This is a genomic window from Pseudoalteromonas sp. AOP7-A1-14 (genome assembly GCF_052376275.1).
Classification (GTDB): domain Bacteria; phylum Pseudomonadota; class Gammaproteobacteria; order Enterobacterales; family Alteromonadaceae; genus Pseudoalteromonas.
In genome coordinates this window covers 1-18,552 of the sequence record NZ_JBQSVO010000077.1, presented here as the reverse complement: position 1 = coordinate 18,552, position 18,552 = coordinate 1, and the positions used below count along the sequence as shown (strand labels likewise).

At 40.7% G+C, this 18,552-nt stretch carries 16 protein-coding genes, 3 tRNA genes and 1 riboswitch; of the genes, 12 read left to right on the top strand and 7 right to left on the bottom strand.

Annotated elements, in window-relative coordinates:
- Positions 1-36 precede the first annotated feature (36 nt).
- The 5 genes from nudE (at position 37) to ACT3RM_RS12185 (ending at position 1,888) form a co-directional block, all read left to right on the top strand.
- A complete protein-coding gene (gene nudE / locus ACT3RM_RS12205; protein ID WP_441995266.1) occupies positions 37-603 on the top strand; it encodes an ADP compounds hydrolase NudE in 567 nt (188 codons plus the stop codon).
- Entirely contained in the window at positions 603-1,400 is a 798-nt protein-coding gene (gene cysQ / locus ACT3RM_RS12200; protein WP_441995268.1) for a 3'(2'),5'-bisphosphate nucleotidase CysQ, read from the top strand. The genes nudE and cysQ overlap by 1 nt, the downstream gene beginning before the upstream one ends.
- A 133-nt stretch (positions 1,401-1,533) precedes the next feature.
- Positions 1,534-1,610, top strand: a tRNA-Met gene (locus tag ACT3RM_RS12195).
- 79 nt (positions 1,611-1,689) lie between these two features.
- Positions 1,690-1,766: transfer RNA gene (locus ACT3RM_RS12190), tRNA-Met, on the top strand.
- A 45-nt stretch (positions 1,767-1,811) separates the two neighbouring features.
- Positions 1,812-1,888, top strand: a tRNA-Met gene (locus ACT3RM_RS12185).
- 134 nt (positions 1,889-2,022) lie between these two features.
- Here ACT3RM_RS12185 and ACT3RM_RS12180 read toward each other — a convergent pair.
- Positions 2,023-2,679, bottom strand: a complete 657-nt coding sequence (locus tag ACT3RM_RS12180) for a DUF2959 domain-containing protein (RefSeq protein WP_441995029.1) — start codon at positions 2,677-2,679, stop codon at positions 2,023-2,025.
- 87 nt (positions 2,680-2,766) lie between these two features.
- Between ACT3RM_RS12180 and ACT3RM_RS12175 the strand changes: the two genes are divergently transcribed.
- Together ACT3RM_RS12175 and dtd are read left to right on the top strand one after the other, a co-directional pair.
- The gene (locus tag ACT3RM_RS12175) at positions 2,767-3,660 is read left to right on the top strand and encodes a virulence factor BrkB family protein (RefSeq protein WP_441995030.1); all 894 of its coding nucleotides are present in this window, start codon (positions 2,767-2,769) and stop codon (positions 3,658-3,660) included.
- A 136-nt stretch (positions 3,661-3,796) separates the two neighbouring features.
- Positions 3,797-4,234: a D-aminoacyl-tRNA deacylase gene (gene dtd, locus ACT3RM_RS12170; protein ID WP_441995028.1), complete on the top strand. Its 438-nt coding sequence runs from the start codon at positions 3,797-3,799 to the stop codon at positions 4,232-4,234.
- Between the two features lie 14 nt (positions 4,235-4,248).
- On the opposite strand, the gene ACT3RM_RS12165 is transcribed toward dtd, so the two are convergent.
- Positions 4,249-4,938 carry a spermidine synthase gene (locus tag ACT3RM_RS12165; protein ID WP_441995027.1) on the bottom strand — a complete coding sequence of 230 codons (690 nt, stop codon included), beginning with the start codon at positions 4,936-4,938 and terminating at the stop codon, positions 4,249-4,251.
- A 379-nt stretch (positions 4,939-5,317) separates the two neighbouring features.
- Here ACT3RM_RS12165 and ACT3RM_RS12160 point away from each other — a divergent pair, with 379 nt between their 5' ends.
- Positions 5,318-6,211, top strand: a complete 894-nt coding sequence (locus ACT3RM_RS12160) for a bifunctional GNAT family N-acetyltransferase/hotdog fold thioesterase (protein WP_441995026.1) — start codon at positions 5,318-5,320, stop codon at positions 6,209-6,211.
- Between the two features lie 76 nt (positions 6,212-6,287).
- Here ACT3RM_RS12160 and ACT3RM_RS12155 read toward each other — a convergent pair whose 3' ends face one another.
- The 5 genes from ACT3RM_RS12155 to dapA form a co-directional block, all read right to left on the bottom strand.
- Positions 6,288-7,316, bottom strand: coding sequence for a phospholipase A (locus ACT3RM_RS12155; protein ID WP_441835628.1), 1,029 nt, complete (start codon positions 7,314-7,316; stop codon positions 6,288-6,290).
- 249 nt (positions 7,317-7,565) lie between these two features.
- Positions 7,566-8,681, bottom strand: coding sequence for a succinylglutamate desuccinylase/aspartoacylase family protein (locus tag ACT3RM_RS12150; protein WP_441835629.1), 1,116 nt, complete (start codon positions 8,679-8,681; stop codon positions 7,566-7,568).
- Between the two features lie 15 nt (positions 8,682-8,696).
- Complete coding sequence (locus ACT3RM_RS12145) at positions 8,697-9,902, bottom strand: PLP-dependent decarboxylase (RefSeq protein ID WP_441835630.1); 1,206 nt, start codon at positions 9,900-9,902, stop codon at positions 8,697-8,699.
- The gene (locus ACT3RM_RS12140; RefSeq protein WP_441835631.1) at positions 9,902-10,642 is read right to left on the bottom strand and encodes a 2,3,4,5-tetrahydropyridine-2,6-dicarboxylate N-succinyltransferase; all 741 of its coding nucleotides are present in this window, start codon (positions 10,640-10,642) and stop codon (positions 9,902-9,904) included. The genes ACT3RM_RS12145 and ACT3RM_RS12140 overlap by 1 nt, the downstream gene beginning before the upstream one ends.
- Positions 10,643-10,657: 15 nt before the next feature.
- Positions 10,658-11,542: a 4-hydroxy-tetrahydrodipicolinate synthase gene (gene dapA / locus ACT3RM_RS12135; RefSeq protein WP_441835632.1), complete on the bottom strand. Its 885-nt coding sequence runs from the start codon at positions 11,540-11,542 to the stop codon at positions 10,658-10,660.
- Between the two features lie 140 nt (positions 11,543-11,682).
- A riboswitch (Lysine riboswitch) is annotated at positions 11,683-11,872 on the bottom strand.
- A 167-nt stretch (positions 11,873-12,039) separates the two neighbouring features.
- On the opposite strand from dapA, the gene ACT3RM_RS12130 reads away from it, so the two are divergent.
- The 4 genes from ACT3RM_RS12130 (at position 12,040) to acnB (ending at position 18,504) form a co-directional block, all read left to right on the top strand.
- Positions 12,040-12,735, top strand: coding sequence for a DNA-3-methyladenine glycosylase I (locus tag ACT3RM_RS12130; RefSeq protein ID WP_441835633.1), 696 nt, complete (start codon positions 12,040-12,042; stop codon positions 12,733-12,735).
- Between the two features lie 10 nt (positions 12,736-12,745).
- A complete protein-coding gene (locus ACT3RM_RS12125; RefSeq protein ID WP_441995025.1) occupies positions 12,746-14,161 on the top strand; it encodes a protein adenylyltransferase SelO in 1,416 nt (471 codons plus the stop codon).
- 412 nt (positions 14,162-14,573) lie between these two features.
- The gene (locus ACT3RM_RS12120; protein WP_441833684.1) at positions 14,574-15,629 is read left to right on the top strand and encodes an OmpA family protein; all 1,056 of its coding nucleotides are present in this window, start codon (positions 14,574-14,576) and stop codon (positions 15,627-15,629) included.
- Positions 15,630-15,906: 277 nt separating this feature from the next.
- Positions 15,907-18,504: a bifunctional aconitate hydratase 2/2-methylisocitrate dehydratase gene (acnB, locus tag ACT3RM_RS12115; RefSeq protein ID WP_441835636.1), complete on the top strand. Its 2,598-nt coding sequence runs from the start codon at positions 15,907-15,909 to the stop codon at positions 18,502-18,504.
- The last annotated feature ends 48 nt before the right edge of the window (positions 18,505-18,552 follow it).

Genomic DNA, 18,552 nt, shown 5'->3' with positions numbered 1-18,552 from the left:
GATGAGTGTAAATGCCATGATAGCAAATTAATGCCGATGACACAGAAAAAGCACCCAGTACCACCACAAATTCTCAGTAATAATGTTGTAGCTAAAAGCCGTTTATTTACGGTCGAGTCTTTAGCACTTAAATTTTCAAATGATGAGCAACGTCAGTATGAGCGCATCCGTGGTGGTGGCCGTGGGGCTGTAATGATTGTGCCAATTACCAGTGATAACCAATTACTGTTAGTGCGAGAATATTGTGCAGGAACTAATGACTATCAACTTGGTTTTCCAAAAGGCTTAATTGACCCAGGCGAAACCCCTGAGCAAGCCGCCAATCGCGAGCTTAAAGAAGAGGTGGGTTTTGGTGCAGAGAAACTTATACCGCTGAAAACATTATCAATGGCCCCTAGCTACTTTAACGCCACGATGCATATTTTATTTGCCGAGCAACTTTATCCGGATCATTTAGAGGGTGATGAACCTGAAGAGCTAGTTGTTGTAAAATGGCCAGTAGCAGATTGGCCCACTTTATTAGAACAAGCTGACTTTACTGAAGCACGAAGTGTTGCGGCTTTGCTATTATTAAATAAGCATTTAGAGTCAGGGGATAAGTAATGATTGAGTTATTAGAGCCATGTATCAGTTTGGCTGAGCAAGCGGGCGCAGCCATTATGTCGCTTTATAAAAAAGATGATATCGGCAAGCAAGAAAAGTCTGATAACACACCAGTAACGAAGGCAGATCTTGCTGCAAACGATGTACTCGTCGCTGGTTTAAAAGCCCTTGCTCCTGATATACCAATTATGTCAGAAGAAACACCGATCCCCGCACTTGCAGAACGCCAAGATTGGCAAAGTTATTGGTTGCTTGATCCGATGGATGGCACTGGTGAATTTATACTTGAAAGTGGTGATTTTGCGGTTAACATTGCGCTTGTTGAAAATAACCGCCCTGTACTCGGTGTTATTTATTGGCCGGCTAAAAAAACCACCTATTTTGCCTATTACCAAAATGGTGCGTTTAAACGCGTGGCGGGTGAAGATAAACCGATTAATGTCGCTACACCCGAAAACCTAACTTTAGCGGTAAGTCGCAGGCAAAAAATTGAGGCTGTTAGCCAATATCTTGATGCCCAGTTTGCTACAGTTGCGTTAGGCTCATGCTCACTAAAGGCATGTATTGTTGCTGAAGGTAAAGCCGATTGCTTTTTACGAATAGGGCCAACCGGTGAGTGGGACACAGGCGCATCGCAAATTATAGTGGAAGAGGCGGGGGGGTGCATAACTGACGCAGAATTTAACCCTTTGACTTATAACCTGCGAGAAACCACTGAAAATCCAGACTTCATTGTTATGGGTCATCCCGACTGGGAATTTCAAAAAATGATCAGCCCACATCAAAGAGAACTCTAGATTTGCATGCTTTTTGTTCGGTTGGACTGTTTTAAGTAGTTTAGCACTTGCATTCTATTTTGATTGCTATATGATAGCGCTCTCTTCGAAACAGGCTAGTGTTTAACACAATACTGTTAAGAAGAATTACAGGCGCGGGATGGAGCAGTCTGGTAGCTCGTCGGGCTCATAACCCGAAGGTCGTTGGTTCAAATCCGGCTCCCGCAACCACTTCTTTTATAGAATTTGGTACTGTAAACTCTAACTTAAGAGATTAAAGAAAGTAGTCGATAGACTTAAAATACACAGACGCGGGATGGAGCAGTCTGGTAGCTCGTCGGGCTCATAACCCGAAGGTCGTTGGTTCAAATCCAGCTCCCGCAACCACTTCTTTAATTAAGTAAGAAGTAAAATAAAACTTAATATTTCAGGCGCGGGATGGAGCAGTCTGGTAGCTCGTCGGGCTCATAACCCGAAGGTCGTTGGTTCAAATCCAGCTCCCGCAACCACTGAAATAACAATATAAAATATTAAACAGACACGCTAAAAGCGTGTTTTTTTATGCCTGAAATCCAGTGAAATGCAAAGGTAACAAAACATATTAAAAAGCCTGCTAAAGGCAGGCTAATTCGTGAGATACTTGTTAGGTTGTTTTGTTCATTTGCTCAATGAACTTATTAGAATCCGCGATAGATTTATTCATATCATCCATCAATACTTTTATATCTCGTTTAAGGTTGGTGAACTCACCTTTAATAGCACTAACAGCTTGGGCGTTTAAATTATGTTTTAAATATAAAACATTGTCTTGAAGAGAGGAAAGCACGGGTTCCATTTTACTTTCAGCACTGCGCATAGAGCGTAACAATTGATCAAACTGACGCTGGGTGGCGCTTAGCTTTTTACTGCTTTCGCGCTTTAGCGATGCACTTTTATATTGCTCAAGTTCATCTGCCCATTCTTCAAATAATGCTTCAGCTACATCTTCAACTTTATTAATATTGTTGGTGACATCATTAGCCGCTTGTAAGCTTGACTCGTAGTCATCATTTAGTTGGTTATAGGCGTCTTGTAGCTCACCTCCTTCAAAGTCTATCAGGGTTGTTAGGCGTTCAAGTGCCGATTGAAACTCTTCTTGAGATTCTTCTTGGGAGTCTTTTGTTTCTTCAACACGGTCAACAAGAATGTCTCGTTTGTGCACACCGACAGACTCCATTGCCGAATAATAAGCTGACTGACATCCAGAAAGTGATAGCGTGACGACTAAAATAGGTGCGCTAAGTAAAGCTAATTTTTTCATTAAAATACCCTTATAAATCCATTATTACTTTAAATTATGTGGTGGATTGCTATGATAATCAAAACTATTTTATCAAAAGTTAAATTTATGGATGACAAGCTTACATATTATAAGCAGCAAGCTCGCATTTTTATTCGCAAACAGCCCGTTTGGTGGATGCAATATATTAATCGTTGTATTGATGATCAAGTTACTATAAATGCAGGATATTTAGCATATGTCACTTTGCTATCCTTAGTGCCTTTAATTGCTGTTGGTGTGGCTATTTTCTCTGCCTTTCCGGGTTTTGAAGGGACTCGGGCTGCCATAGAAAGCTTCTTATTTACTAACTTTGTGCCAACCTCTTCAGATGTAATAAAAGAGCATATTAGCTCATTTGCAGGAAATGCGAATCAAATGACAGCAGTAGGTATTGGCTTTTTGGCTGCTATTGCTTTGTTACTTATTCGTAATGTTGACGCCACACTTAATCGAATTTGGAGAATAAAGAAGAAACGCCCAATGGTAATTTCGTTTGCCGTGTATTGGATGGTATTGAGCCTTGGACCTGTGCTATTGGGAGCAAGTATTGGTGTTACTTCCTATATTGTATCTTTGGTGTCGTTTGCTGATCAGGGCATTCCTGGATTTAGTGGTTTTTTACTAGGGTTGTTGCCGTACTTAATCTCAATGGCAGGCTTTATTATGCTCTATACTTTAGTGCCTAACACCCGGGTCCCTTTTAAAGCTGCTATACCCGGTGCTTTTTTTGCTGCGTTATTGTTTGAACTGACAAAAAAAGGTTTTGCGCTTTATATCAGCCACTTTCCTTCATACGAAGTAATTTATGGTGCTGTGGCAACTATCCCTATTTTATTCGTATGGATTTATCTATCTTGGGTAGTGGTGTTACTTGGCGCGGAGTTTACCGTTTGCATATGTCCTGATGATATAGAAGAGACATCAGATAGCGTGCTTGATGAGAACACTTCCTCCACTTAACACCTTATGACTAGGTTTGTCGTATGATGACGTACAGCACTTTGCTGATTCGGGTTCATGCACAATGAATGCAATGTATATTTGAAGTTGTACGGCGTGTTACCGCTTTTATAGATGTCAGGTTATCGAGGATTAAATGCAAGGATTAATACAACGAGTAAAAGAGGCTAAAGTTGAGGTTGATGGTCAAGTAATTGGTCAAATAGGGCCAGGCATATTGCTACTACTTGGTGTTGAAAAGCATGACGAACAACAAACGGCTGATAAACTTTTACACAAAGTAGCCAATTACCGTATTTTTAATGACGAAAGCGATAAAATGAACTTAAGCCTAAAAGATATTCAAGGTGAGTTATTAGTGGTTTCGCAATTTACGTTAGCAGCAGATACTAAAAAAGGGTTGCGACCCAGTTTTTCATCAGCAGCTACACCACCGCAAGCAAACGAGCTATACGAATACTTTGTAAACCAAGCTAAAACACAAGGGGTAAGCGTCGTTACAGGACAGTTTGCTGCCGACATGCAGGTGAGCTTATGTAATGATGGGCCTGTTACATTTAATTTGAGAGCCTAGTTTGAATGCTGACGTTATTTTCTTATCATCACAATGTGGTTAATGTAGCCGGGAATTTTTTCAATAATCGGGCGTTTTCCAAATGAAGCGAAAAGTAGGTGTTCTAGCTGTGTGAGTTGTGAGCTGTGTTCAGATAAAAAGTTGATAAATAGATAACCTTTATCAGTTAATGCTGCATGTACTTTTAAATAAAATTGGTGTTTATATAAAAATAAAGGTGCATCCAGTTGGCTGAACAAATCAAGTACAATCCAGTCGTATAACTGTCCGTTGTTAAATATTACTTGGGCGTCAAAGCACTGTAAATTAGCGGCGTCATGACCACCAAAAAAACGTTTGTAGCAATGGATTATATCGGGGTTTTTCTCGATTGACATCAATGCGCTGTCAGGGTAGCTATATTGTAAGTAATTGCGGATAGCACCTCCACCAAGGCCAAGCTCAAGTATGGTTTGTGGCTTAGTTAAAGGGTGCCAAAGTTTAGCTAAATATTGCAAATGTGGGAATAGCAGGCGGTTAGGGCTACTTTTTTCGATCACAGATTGTAAGGTTTCGTTAATAAGTAACCAGCGTAACTGTTTATGTTGGCGCACTTGAATGCTATTAGCGCCTTGCTTGTGCCAATAAAGTAGTTGTCCTATTTGATGGCAATTTTCAATAAAGCTATGCTTTACAGTGCCACTATCTTCAAATAAATTTTCCATAACACCACCATAGACTAATAAAAATAAAGCGTCAGTAGCCTATTTAATTTTATATTGTATATCTAAACCATCTGAACATACAAAATTGAGTGTTTTACAGGGCTAATTCTAAAGCGTTACTTTATAATAATGATAATCCCTTCTAAAAAGCAATAATGGTGACATAAGTTATTGTTAAAAATAATTTTTTAAATATGATTTGTACTGCGTTATTAACTTTAACAAAGGAGTAGCTATTACTTTCAAGCAATGCCTTTGGATCTTGAGGTAACTTGGTATGAGCCAAAGTCGTATTCCAAATTTTATTGAGGTAGGGTAAGGTTACTAACCATAATAAAGTGTCAAATAAAATTGGCTAAATGCTTTAATAGGAGTGATTATGTTTCAGGTGACTACACCACAAAGTAGCGAAGATTGGCAGGCATACTATCAATTGCGCTGGCAAGTTTTACGTGCACCTTGGGGTGAACCTCGTGGCTCTGAACAAGATGATATGGAACAAGATGCCGAGCATCGCTTTATAAAGAATAATGAAGGTGATGTGCTAGGTGTAGCAAGGCTGCATTTTAATAATCATCAACAAGCGCAAGTTCGCTATATGGCGGTAAGTGAGTTGTCACGCAATCAACACATTGGTAGTCGCTTATTACATGAACTTGAAAAAATAGCGTGGACCCAAGATGCAGCCGAGTTGGTTTTATTTGCTCGTGAGCGAGCACTGGAGTTTTATAAACGCCATGGCTATGAGCTAAAAGAAAAAGCGCATTTAGCCTATAACGATGTTCAGCACTGGAAAATGATTAAACAAAGACCATCTGAACCTGGCTGGTTCCGCCATCCTAATTGGACCGAAGTACTACAAAATATTTGGCGCGAATCAATCCCGATTAGTGATGCGATGGGTATTAAAGTAGAAAGCTATACCGATTGGCAATTTACGACTAGCGCTGATTTAGATGCTAACTTGAACTTACACAGCACTATGTTTGCTGGATCTATTTATAGCTTGGCGACCTTAACAGGTTGGGGCGCGACTTACTTAGCATTAAAAGAAGCGGGCCTTGAGGGCAATATTGTATTGGCCAGTGCCAATATTAATTATGCAAAACCGCTTAATAACGAACCTCGTGGTAGTGTTAATTTAAGTGGTTGTAAGGGGAAGTTAAATGAGCTTGAAAGCGAGGGTAAGGCGAGTTATTTAGTGCCTGTTGAAGTTTATGATGGCGAGACACTCGTAGCAGAGTTTGAAGGTACTTATAAGATTATAAAGTAATCAGGGTCAAGTCTTGCAAAAGATTAAGGCCAAGCAATTGCTTGGCCTTAATTACATATACATTTTATATAACTTATTAAAGTAGGTCAGTTAGCAGAATACCTACACCAATACGCTCAATATCAGCGTCGTAATCAATTAAGCTCTCACCATACCCATTAAAATATTGTGCATAGCCACGTAAGCGTCCCCAAAGAGGAAAAGACCAATCTAACTGTATTGCGCCGCGATTATCTGAGTTGAGGTTGTTACGAGTCATAAAACTGAATTCATGCTCATCAACACGATAAGCCCCTGAGAACTCAAAATAACCCATATATTGATAAATATTAGGGTTATCGTCGCCGTCAGCTTGTAGTGGCGTTTCTTTTTGATCTTCTGCGATGCGGTACCAAGGTTTAAAGCTAAATACAAACCCTTCATTCTCCCAAATGAAGTTGGCATAAATGCGATTCCAAGAACGAGAGTTTGGCTGGCTTCTGCCGTTTGATTGGTGTGACAAGCCTAGTACGACGGCCATTTCATCACCCCAAAACACATGCTCTTCATCAAGGTAATTCACCCAAAAAATTTCAGGCTCATAATTAGTTTCACGAAACGGTGAAGAAATATCACTATTATATACTTGCCAGTAAGATTGTAGTGTAAAACCAAAATAAACAGCTTGATCATCATCTGAGAAGTTATCATAAAGCGGCACTTTAATAGACAGTTGGTATTTAGCTTCTACATGATCAAGAGGCTCACCGTCACCTTCAGAAAGATCAGAAAGGCCGTCTGCTTCACGAACATTGGGGTGTGAAACATACGATACAGGCAATATATAGTTGCGCTTATGGGGTGTAATTACATTGCGGTTTGACTCGCTGGCTTCTTCTCGGGCTTTACGTTTATCAAGTGCTGTAGTTTGTTTTGATTCATCAACCGATGAGCACTTTTCACGTAATTGAGCGATGGTCATATCATTTTGGCCGCCAATTGCTTCGTTTAAAATACATTGCTTTACAAGCTCTAACTCATCGTCTTGTTCAGTCGGATTTTGCTGCTGTGCCAACGCAGAGGTTGAAATAATAGTGGTAAAAAAAACTCCGTAGCGCCAATTCATAATGATCCTTGCAAATGAGTGTAGTCAATTAGCTAAATTATACGCAAAGCCCTGTAATTTAATATACAATTTTCACATTAAAGGCTTATATTATCTGTTTAAATCTAACTAATATTGAGTGAATTGATACTGAACTTAATTGAGTTTAGTTCAGTTTTTAAAAAAGAAAAAGCGGCCTAAGCCGCTTGTTCAATGCAACATTAATTATTTATAACGAATGTTGCTCTCACGCAATGAGAAAGTAAGAGCTTATAGCTCAAAGACGTTAGTAAAAAACTTATAAAGCTCAGTTCCTTGATTAACACTCGCAGAAGCAAAGTGCAAAATAGCAATAGCATCACAATCAAAAGTTAAAGTTTGCAGTGGTTGCTCAGACAAGTAGCGCTCCATACGTAAAATATTAGCGATGGGCTGGCCTGCTTTAATGTGCTCGCCTAAAGGAGCTAAATACTCAACCATTCCACCTATTGGAGCATAGTATGCAATGTAGTCATTTAAGTTACACCCGAACCGCTTCATTACTTTTGGTTTGTGAGGTGCCCCTTCAAAAACTTGCTTATAATTGAGATAACTTAAAATACTATTTGCATCATCAAGCGCCACACTTAAGTCTATTTTTTCTTGGCTGCCCAACTCAACGGTAAAGGCTTCAACTTGTACATTAAACTCGCGGCCTTGCTTGGCTAGTTGTTCTGTTAATTGCCACCAAGGGCAGAAACTGGCTTCATCCATTGCACCATCAAAGTCGCTAGGTATAAACAACACATGGGGAATATTAAAATAATGCGCACTTTGCTTTGCATAGTCTGGGCAATATAAATGTTGGCTTGAAATAGGGCCGGTGTGTAAATCTAATACAATATCGGATTGATGAGCGAGTTTTTGTAAGTTAAGTGCGATACGTTTACCCGTGGTAACACGATAAGCAGGGCCGCTTAGTTGTTGCTCTACATCGTTAATAAGCGCTGCCCTAAAGGCTGTCTTTAAGGTGTCGTCATCACTGTGCGCATATTCAGTTGCAAATTGAGCCGCTAAGTGATTATTGCAGTGATACATACGATTCCAATTTGTGCCTGTAATAGGATCGAAACGACCAAGGGTAAACTCGCCGGATTTTTGGTTACAACCGATAGGGTTAGCATAAGGGACGAGCGTAATATCACCCCTAATTTTGAGGTGTTTTATTTGCTCGAGTAATTGGTAAATAACGGCATTACCTTGTACCTCAGCACCATGCATGTTCGCTTGGATATATACACTAGGCCCTGAACCATCCCCTTCAATACGATAAACCGGTATTGATAACGGTAAGCCATTAGCGACTTCCCCCACGATGATATTTTCTTGCTGTATCACATTGCTCATGGTTTATCTCAGACCTTATCGTAAATAGTAGCTGGCATCTTCAATACTGCGTATGCAGCTGACATTTCCTTGCTCTAACGTATATTCACCAGCAAGTTCATGGCATAAAAAGTAAGGCATACTTTCAGTGAATCCATAAGCACCACTTTGACTAAATACAAGCCAGTCTTGTTCGTTTAAATCGACTGGAAGTTGATGCTCACCTAAGCAATCGAGTGCGGTACAAAGAGGTCCATATAAGCTCATCGTTTGGCTTTTTGCAGTCGACTCTCGTAATAATTGTACAGGAAAGTCTTGATTGGTTACCGCTGGGCGAAGTAGGTGGTTAATGCCTCCACTTAAAATAACTTGCTGTTGAGCGTAGTTTTGCTTAGCTTCGACAATAGGTGTTGCATAATGTCCACATTCACCCACTGCGTAGCGACCAAGCTCCATCCATAATTCCTCAACGCCCGCTTGTTGTTTTATTGTAGTAAGAGAGTTAATTAACTTATCCCAGCTCAGTGTGGGGGCATCTAAAGTATAAGGGATACCTAGCCCACCGCCTAAATCAAGGACTTTTAAATTAATTGATAAGTCGTTTGCAAGCTTGACTAGAGGGTCAATCATTTGTGACCAAAGATCCGCTAGCTTCTCGCTACTAAGCATATTGCCCCACTGAAATATATGTAGGCCATCAAAGTTAAGGTTTGGATAGTCGCTTATATTAAGCGCTTGCCATTCATCACAACCTAAACCAAAGGGGGTTAGGCTATCACCACCTAAGGGGTTTTTCTCACCTTCAGGCCAGCGTAATTGCACGCGTAATAAAACTTGTAGTTGGCACTGCTGTTGTGTTGCTTGTTTGTTAAGCCAGTGGACTTGGTTGATACTTTCAGCTACAAAAGTGCGTACACCGCGACTAATGAAGTGTTTAATTTGTTTTGGGCTTTTAGCTGGCCCTGTGTTGAGCACTCGGTTGCTACTAACACCTTGGTTAAGTACTTGCTCAAGCTCCCCTTTACTAGCAACATCAAAATTAAAGCCTGCCTTATCTAAACTTTGAATAATTTTAGATAAGGGGTTTGCTTTTACCGCGTACCAAAGCTTTATTTCTGTTTGCGTCATTAAATGCGCTAAATGGTTATTTAATACATCAAGATCGTAAATAAAAAAAGGGGAGTCTAGCTCTGCAGATAACTCATTTAAGGCATTTTTAACTGGTGTGCTCAAAAAGCTCATTATCGTAAAACCTCTTCAAGTAATAATGATGCGTCACTTTGCTCATCGCGGTATTTCACAATTAACGCGCATGACATGCTCAAGCCTTGCTCGCGGGCCCATGTGTTTGAAGCAGGGCGAGAGCCCGGTATTACAATAGCGTACTCTGGAATGGGTTCACCTTTATCAAGTTGACGCTCATTAACACAGTCATAAACAGGAATCGTCGCTGATAAACGTACCCCAGGGGCAAGTACCGCGCCTTTTTTAATTACAACTCCTTCGACAATGACACAACCTGCACCGATAAAAGCATCATCTTCTACTACAACAGGACTTGCACCAATTGGCTCAAGTACCCCGCCTAGTTGCACAGCAGCACTTAAATGTACATTTTTACCTACTTGTGCACACGAACCCACTAACGCGTGGCTATCAACCATAGTGCCTTCGTCAATAAAGGCACCAATATTTACATACGCTGGCGGCATGATAATAGTGCCTTTAGCAACATGCGCACCACGGCGTACACTGGTGCCACCAGGAACCATACGTACACCTGCCTCTGCAGCAAAGCTTTGCGGAGCTAAGTTATGCTTGTCTACAAACCCCCCTGGAAATTCTGTATTAGTGCCGTTTTTAAAAGATTCTAATATACTTTGCTTAACGGTAACGTTTGCCTGCCATTGGCCGTTATCATCTTGTGTTGCTGCGCGGACTGCGCCTGCTTCTAAATCGTTTAATAGTTCTAACCAGCTCATTATAAAAACCTGTATTTAATGCCAAGATAAAATGGTGTTGTTCGCATTGGTAATGCAATCAGTTTGCGTTAACTCACAATGAGTTAGCGGGGGTCGTAAATAGGGAGTATTAATGCGACCTTGTTGATGCATTAATACTTTTACGGGAATTGGGCTTGCCACGGAAAATAAGCTCTTAATGGCTTTAGACCAATCAGCAAATAAATTGGGATGTTGACCGCTTAAGCTGCGCTTAACAAATTCGTGAGTTTGCTCAGGCCACGCATTGGCGGCTACCGATACTAAGCCTTTAGCGCCAGCTTGGGCAAAGTAAGGCATCAGTGCATCGTCACCACTGAACATTGCCAGGTTGGGAGCGGTTTCTCTGAATGCTTCAAACTTGTTGATGTCGCCACTAGCTTCTTTTAGTGCCCAAAGCCGTGGATGATGCTGTAAATTACGAACAACATTAACGGGTATATCAACGGCACTGCGCCCCGGTACGTTATATAACATACAAGGAAAGCGACTGGTATCCAGCAGGCTTTCAAACCAATGTGTTTGCCCGACTTCACCGGGCTTTGCATAAAGAGGTGAACCCAATAAGTAGCCATCAATAGGGAGTTGATTACAATATTCAACCCAAGCAATTTGCTGCTTTAAGTTCATACCACCCACCGCGACCATTAATGGCACTCTCGGGTTTAATTGACATACATGCTCAACAATCGTTTGTTGTTCTTTGAGTGTTAAAGCTAAGCCTTCACCGGTGCTACCAAGTAATAAAATACCGTTATTGGCAGCTTGTTGCTGAGCAACAAGTCCAGTTAAAGCATCATAATCTACTTCGCCTTGTTGGTTAAACGGCGTAACTAATGCTGTCCATAATGGGAAGTCATCTAAATTAAAGTTGTTGATCATCTCTCACGAACTTATAGAGCGTTCGATGAATCAATTGGCAGGCGTTAATAAATTTTTGCCATGTATGCGTCATCGAACATATTATAATTCGAAGAGCGAATGGGCTTAAAACAATAGGGCACAATAGCCTTATTATTACTAAGACCAGAAGCTCTCCACCAAATAGTTGCAGTGTCTGCACTTGGTGACAGTCGCTAGGATTCAACCTAGTCGCCCGAAATGCTTATATCACACGATAAACACTTCTCGGCGTTAATTCCCCTCACGTATGGTCGATGGAGTGTGTGCTCCTACCATACGCTACCTGAATAACGCACCTCTTCCAGCCCTGAGTGCTCGCTTGTAGCCAACACACATAAATAGGGAATGAGCAGAGATTAAAGCATTTTAGCCGTCTAGGTGTCAAGCAGGTTTTAGGCGATCGTTTTTAGTAAATGGTTACGTATAGTGTAATTTTTTCGTACACTAATACAAAGATTTGCAGGGGTAATTGAGTAATGGAAAAGTTTCAAGATATATACCAGCGAGCGCTTGAGCGTAAAGGCGGCGAAGCCATGTTACAACAACTATTAGTCGCCCCAAATACAGCCCAGCAACTAATGGCCATTAGTGATGATATTTGGCTTGAGGAGTTTACACGCAAAGTATTTCAAAGTGGCTTTTATTGGTCAGTGATCAATAGCAAATGGCCCGGCTTTAGAGAGGTTTTTTGGGACTTTAGTATCGAGAAATTACTAATGATGCCTCCGGACATGCTCGAGCAAAAAGCAAGTGACGAACGTATTGTTCGTAACTTTAAAAAAGTACAAACTATTCCTGAAAACGCTTATATGATCCATGAAGCAGCTAGTGAGCATAGTAGCTTTAGCCAATTTATTGCTAATTGGCCAAGTGAAGATATTATTGGTTTATGGGCATACTTAAAAAAGCACGGTGCACGATTAGGCGGTAATACAGGACCTTATACTTTACGGACTTTAGGTAAAGATACATTTTTGTTATCTCGCGATGTTGAAAGTTACCTACGTAGTCACAAGATCATTGATGGTGGTCTGCAAACTAAAAAATCACTCCAAAGCACTCAGAATTTCTTTAATGAGCAGCAACAACAAAGTGGTTTGAGTTTGCAAGAATTAAGCTTACTTGTTGCTTACAGTGTAGGTGATAACCGTGTTGGCATTAAGGCTAATTAAAGGGTGATTTATGAAACTTATTTCTCGTTACACTGATATTGCGGATGCCTTTTCCGTTACAGATACACCGACCCCTGTTGGTGCACCCGAAGTTTTACTTTGGAATGACCATATTGCTGAAGAGCTAAATATTGACTTAAATTCATCACAGCAAGCACTTTACTTTAGTGGTAATAAAATAAATAGCGATGTGGCGCCAGTCGCACTGGGTTATTCAGGCCATCAATTTGGCCACTTTTCACCACGTCTTGGTGATGGACGTGCGCATTTACTTGGCGCGATAGTCGATAAAAACAACCAAGCGTGGGATATTCAGCTTAAAGGTGCGGGAGCAACGCCATTTTCACGCGGGGGGGATGGTCGGTGTAGTATAGGCCCTGCGGTACGTGAATATATTATGAGCGAAGCCATGCATGCCCTTGGTGTGCCAACAACTCGCTGCCTAGCGGTTGTTGCAAGTGGTGAGCCTGTATATCGTCAAACCCCTTTACCCGGTGCGATTGTTACGCGAGTAGCTAGTAGTCATATTCGCGTAGGCTCATTTCAATATTTAGCAACTCAAGGTGATGTAGCTGGATTAAAAGCACTTGCAGACTTAGCTATCGCACGCCACTACCCAAAAATAGAAGCAACGGGCACTGAACGTTATTTGGCTTTTTTAAACGCAGTTATGCAAAAGCAAATTGAACTCGTTGTTAGTTGGATGCGAGTCGGCTTTATTCATGGTGTAATGAATACTGATAACACTTTAGTAAGTGGGGAAACTATTGATTACGGCCCATGCGCGATGATGAATGACTTTGACTTTGATACTGTGTTTAGCTCAATAGATCACCAAGGTCGGTATGCATTTGGTAATCAGCCCAATATTGCTAATTGGAACTGCGCACGACTGGCAGAGAGCCTAATCCCACTGATTAGTGATGATGAAGAGCAAGCCGTTGAATTACTTAGCTCGATAATAAATCATTTTGCAGATCAGTTTAACCAAGCATTCACTGAAATGTGGGAACAAAAACTAGGGTTAAATCGCTCACAAGCAAGTGATAACGAGTTGGTGTCAGAGTTATTGACCTTGCTAAAGCAATATAACTTAGATTATACCAATACTTTTAACGATCTAACGCAAAGTTTAAAAGACCCACAAATGATACCAGCGGTACTTTCTAGTTGGGCGAAAAAGTGGCTGGCGAGAACCGATGAGTTCAGCTACGGTAAAATGAGTGAAGCAAACCCTAGGGTTATACCGCGAAACCATATAATTGAAACAATTATTAGCGACTTTATTGAACATAAGCATAGTGCGCAATTAGACGAGTTTTTAAACGTGTTGAAAAATCCGTATCAGGCTGACAATGAAATATCAAAATACCAAGATGTTAGTGGGGACCTAGATAAAAACTATCAAACTTTTTGTGGCACCTAAGTATAAAGTTCGGTTGTTAGGAGCGTTAAGCTTTAAGTAAGTTATCATAGGCATTCCCTATTGATTATATTTATCAATATTATTGCTTTTAGCTTGCTGATATTAAATTAACCAATATAATGTACCTATAATGGTAGATTGCATTTTATACCTTAGTGTTAAGGATGTATTGGAAAACTACACTACAAAATTTGATGTGAATTTTTAGAAGTTTAGTAAAATATTCTATTTGAACTATAATTAAAGAGCACCTAAACTTAAAGTAACGTTTGTATAAAAATTACAAACTTTCTATGCTCGTTAAGTAATCATTAACGAAGCATTGGGTACTCTAGTTGAAATCGTATTGGACTGAAAGTATTTAGTCACAATCTTATTCGTTAAGTTTAATTGTTAAAATGGGAAGGAAGCAATGAAATTAAAATCACTTACAATCGCAATCGCGTTAGCTGCAACTAGCGCATCAGCATTTGCAGCAGAAAAAACAGAAGGTTTTTACATTGGTGTGTTCGGTGACTATTACGACGCCTCTTGGAAAGATCTTAATATGTACCAAAACTTAGAAGTTAATGAGTCTGCAAATTGGGGTGCCGAAGCAGGTTACCGTTTCAGTGATAACTGGAGTGCACGTCTTGAGTATGCAGATATGGACTTTAATGCGTTCTTAGCTAATCCAATTCCAAACGGTAATCGTGACGATGTAGATGGAGAGCGCTATGGTATTGATGCTCTTTATCACTTTGACGGCGGCCCTTTCTATGGCTTGTTCGGTGTAAAAGAAATTACAGTCGCGACTGATAATACCTTCTTAAACGCCGGTGTTGGTTACCAGCACTTTATTACTGATGGCCTATTCTTTAATGCTGAAACATCAGTTTACCAAGGTCTTGACCGTGGCTATACAGATGTGAATGCTAAATTAGGTATCAACTACTTATTTGGTCAGAGTTCAGTAGTCGAAGAGCCGGTTGAAGCAGCTCCAGAACCTGTTGTTGCAACAGATACTGATAATGATGGTGTAATTGATGCAGACGATCAATGTGCAAATACTCCTATGACAGATGCAGTTGATGCTACAGGTTGTACTGTGTACGAAGAGCAAGAAGTAACAACTAGCTTATTAGTTACTTTCCCTCATGATTCGGCGATGGTTGATCAAAAATACTTTGATGATATTGCAGAAGTAGCTAAGTTCTTAAAAGAGTTCCCTGAAACAACTGTTGTTTTAGAAGGTCATTCATCTGCAGTTGGTGAAGCCGCTTATAATAAAACATTATCTGAAAAACGTGCGGATGATGTTGCCGAAGAGCTAATTAAAGATGGCATCAGTGCTGATAGAATTTCTACAGTTGGATATGGTGAAGAGCGCCTTAAGAATGAAGATTATACGCTTGAAGCTCACGCTGAAAACCGTCGTGTAGAATCACAACTTAAGTCTGTTGAACGCGTTAAAGTAATGCGTAAATAACCGATTATTTATAGTTAAAAACCCAGCTTCGGCTGGGTTTTTTTATGCTTAAAAATAATAATTATTATTAGTAGTTAATTGATATTCATTAAAATAGCGATTTTTTATAGTTCTATTCATGGGGTTTATAGCGAGTATGATGTTTTGCGTTACTGGATGGATTTTAATCTATACTTAAAAGCTTTATAATTAACCAGTAAGAATACCACAAGTGTTTGGTGATTTTCGCGCCAACGCGCATAGCCGAGCGCTTTAACGTCACCAAGAGGGCAATATTGTGCTACAAGAATATCGTAAACACGTAGAAGAACGCGCCGCGTTAGGTATCGTACCAGCGCCATTAGACGCTCAGCAAACGGCTGAATTAATCGAATTAATTAAAAACCCACCGGCTGGTGAAGAAGAATTCATTCTAGATTTATTAGTTAATCGTGTACCGCCGGGTGTGGATGATGCTGCTTATGTTAAAGCGGGCTTCTTAGCCGTTGTTGCTAAAGGCGAAGTATCTTCTTCTTTAATTTCTAAAGAAAAAGCAGCTGAGCTTCTTGGGACTATGTTAGGTGGTTATAATATCGCACCGATGATTGAGCTTTTAGATGACGAATCACTAGCGCCAATAGTGGTAAAAGGCCTTTCAAGCACTTTGTTAATGTTTGACGCGTTTTATGATGTTGAAGAAAAAGCGCAAGCAGGTAACACTCATGCTAAAAAAGTTATTGAATCGTGGGCAAGTGCCGAGTGGTTTACTAATAAGCCAGCAGTAGCGGGTAAAATTTCAGTAACGGTATTTAAAGTAACTGGCGAAACGAATACTGATGATCTTTCTCCTGCACCTGATGCATGGTCACGTCCCGATATTCCTTTACATGCTTTAGCTATGCTAAAAAATGCGCGCGAGGGGATTGTTCCTGACAACGACGGCGAAGTAGGTCCAATTTCGCAACTTGCAGAGCTAAAAGCGAAAGGCTTACCGCTTGCTTATGTAGGCGATGTTGTAGGTACGGGTTCTTCGCGTAAATCAGCAACGAACTCAGTACTTTGGTTTATGGGTGATGATATCTCCCACGTTCCCAACAAGCGCGTTGGCGGCATTTGTTTAGGTAATAAAATTGCGCCTATTTTTTTCAATACAATGGAAGATTCAGGTGCATTACCAATCGAGCTAAATGTTGATGAATTCGATATGGGCGACCAAATTGATATCTACCCATATGAAGGTGTTGTTAAGCGCCATGGTACTGATGAGGTAATCTCAGAATTTAAAATTAAATCGAGTGTGATTTTTGATGAAGTTCGTGCTGGTGGCCGTATACCACTGATCATTGGTCGTGGTTTAACTGATAAAGCGCGTACATCGCTAGGCCTTGAAGCGGAAGACATTTTCCGTAAGCCGGCTATTATTACTGATTCTGATAAAGGTTTCACCCTTGCACAGAAGATGGTTGGTAAGGCATGTAATATGCCAGGCGTTCGCCCGGGCCAGTACTGTGAGCCGAAAATGACGACTGTGGGCTCACAAGATACCACCGGTCCAATGACCCGTGATGAGCTTAAAGATTTAGCTTGCTTAGGTTTCTCAGCAGATTTAACTATGCAGTCTTTTTGCCATACATCTGCTTATCCTAAGCCAATTGATGTCAATACTCACCATACATTGCCTGATTTCATCATGAATCGCGGCGGTGTATCACTGCGCCCAGGCGATGGCGTAATTCACTCATGGTTAAACCGTATGTTATTGCCAGATACAGTAGGTACTGGTGGTGATTCACATACTCGTTTCCCACTAGGTATTTCATTTCCTGCCGGTTCAGGTGCAGTGGCATTTGCCGCAGCAACCGGGGTGATGCCACTTGATATGCCAGAGTCAGTCTTGGTGCGGTTTAAAGGTGAAATGCAGCCAGGTATCACATTACGAGATCTTGTTCATGCTATCCCGCTTTATGGTATTAAAGAGGGCTTATTAACGGTTGAGAAAAAAGGAAAAATCAACGAATTCTCTGGTCGCGTACTAGAAATTGAGGGTGTTGAGCACTTAACTGTTGAGCAAGCATTTGAGCTTTCTGATGCATCTGCTGAGCGTTCAGCGGCCGGTTGTACTGTTAAGCTTTCTAGAGAGTCTATCTCAGAGTACCTTGAATCTAACATTGTAATGCTTAAGTGGATGATTTCTGAAGGCTACGGTGATGTTCGCACTATTGAGCGTCGTATCAATGCAATGAAAGAATGGTTAGCTAACCCTGAACTGATGGAAGCAGATAAAGACGCTGAATATAAGCACATTGTTGAAATCGATTTAGCTGATATTAAAGAACCCATTCTCTGTGCTCCAAACGACCCCGATGATGCGCGTTTACTTTCAGAGGTAACAGGCGAGAAAATTGATGAAGTATTCATCGGTTCTTGTATGACTAACATTGGTCATTTTCGCGCCGCAGGTAAACTGCTAGATGGTTTCACTGGCCGTATACCAACACAGCTTTGGGTAGCTCCGCCGACTAAAATGGACAAAGACCAGCTTACTGACGAGGGTTACTACGGTATCTTTGGTCGTGTTGGTGCACGTATCGAAACCCCAGGTTGTTCACTTTGTATGGGTAACCAAGCACGCGTTGCAGATAAAGCAACGGTGGTTTCTACCTCTACACGCAACTTCCCTAACCGTTTAGGTACCGGCGCAAATGTATTCTTAGCATCAGCAGAGCTTGCAGCAATTGCAGCAATTTTAGGTAAATTACCGACTCCTGCTGAGTATCAAGAATATGCAGCTAAGATCAATGCAACAGCAGCTGATACTTATCGTTATTTGAACTTCCATCGCATGCCTCAGTACACCAAAAAGGCTGATGAAGTGATTATTCAGCAAGCGGTTTAAATTTCAAAAAGTTTGTATCTAAAAAAGCCTGCTAAGCAGGCTTTTTTA

Bases quoted from the DNA above. Each gene is read 5' to 3' on its own strand.
- nudE (WP_441995266.1), top strand. From the start codon at position 37: ATGACACAGAAAAAGCACCCAGTACCACCACAAATTCTCAGTAATAAT.
- cysQ (WP_441995268.1), top strand. From the start codon at position 603: ATGATTGAGTTATTAGAGCCATGTATCAGTTTGGCTGAGCAAGCGGGC.
- ACT3RM_RS12180 (WP_441995029.1), bottom strand. From the start codon at position 2,679: ATGAAAAAATTAGCTTTACTTAGCGCACCTATTTTAGTCGTCACGCTA.
- ACT3RM_RS12175 (WP_441995030.1), top strand. From the start codon at position 2,767: ATGGATGACAAGCTTACATATTATAAGCAGCAAGCTCGCATTTTTATT.
- dtd (WP_441995028.1), top strand. From the start codon at position 3,797: ATGCAAGGATTAATACAACGAGTAAAAGAGGCTAAAGTTGAGGTTGAT.
- ACT3RM_RS12165 (WP_441995027.1), bottom strand. From the start codon at position 4,938: ATGGAAAATTTATTTGAAGATAGTGGCACTGTAAAGCATAGCTTTATT.
- ACT3RM_RS12160 (WP_441995026.1), top strand. From the start codon at position 5,318: ATGTTTCAGGTGACTACACCACAAAGTAGCGAAGATTGGCAGGCATAC.
- ACT3RM_RS12155 (WP_441835628.1), bottom strand. From the start codon at position 7,316: ATGAATTGGCGCTACGGAGTTTTTTTTACCACTATTATTTCAACCTCT.
- ACT3RM_RS12150 (WP_441835629.1), bottom strand. From the start codon at position 8,681: ATGAGCAATGTGATACAGCAAGAAAATATCATCGTGGGGGAAGTCGCT.
- ACT3RM_RS12145 (WP_441835630.1), bottom strand. From the start codon at position 9,902: ATGAGCTTTTTGAGCACACCAGTTAAAAATGCCTTAAATGAGTTATCT.
- ACT3RM_RS12140 (WP_441835631.1), bottom strand. From the start codon at position 10,642: ATGAGCTGGTTAGAACTATTAAACGATTTAGAAGCAGGCGCAGTCCGC.
- dapA (WP_441835632.1), bottom strand. From the start codon at position 11,542: ATGATCAACAACTTTAATTTAGATGACTTCCCATTATGGACAGCATTA.
- ACT3RM_RS12130 (WP_441835633.1), top strand. From the start codon at position 12,040: ATGGAAAAGTTTCAAGATATATACCAGCGAGCGCTTGAGCGTAAAGGC.
- ACT3RM_RS12125 (WP_441995025.1), top strand. From the start codon at position 12,746: ATGAAACTTATTTCTCGTTACACTGATATTGCGGATGCCTTTTCCGTT.
- ACT3RM_RS12120 (WP_441833684.1), top strand. From the start codon at position 14,574: ATGAAATTAAAATCACTTACAATCGCAATCGCGTTAGCTGCAACTAGC.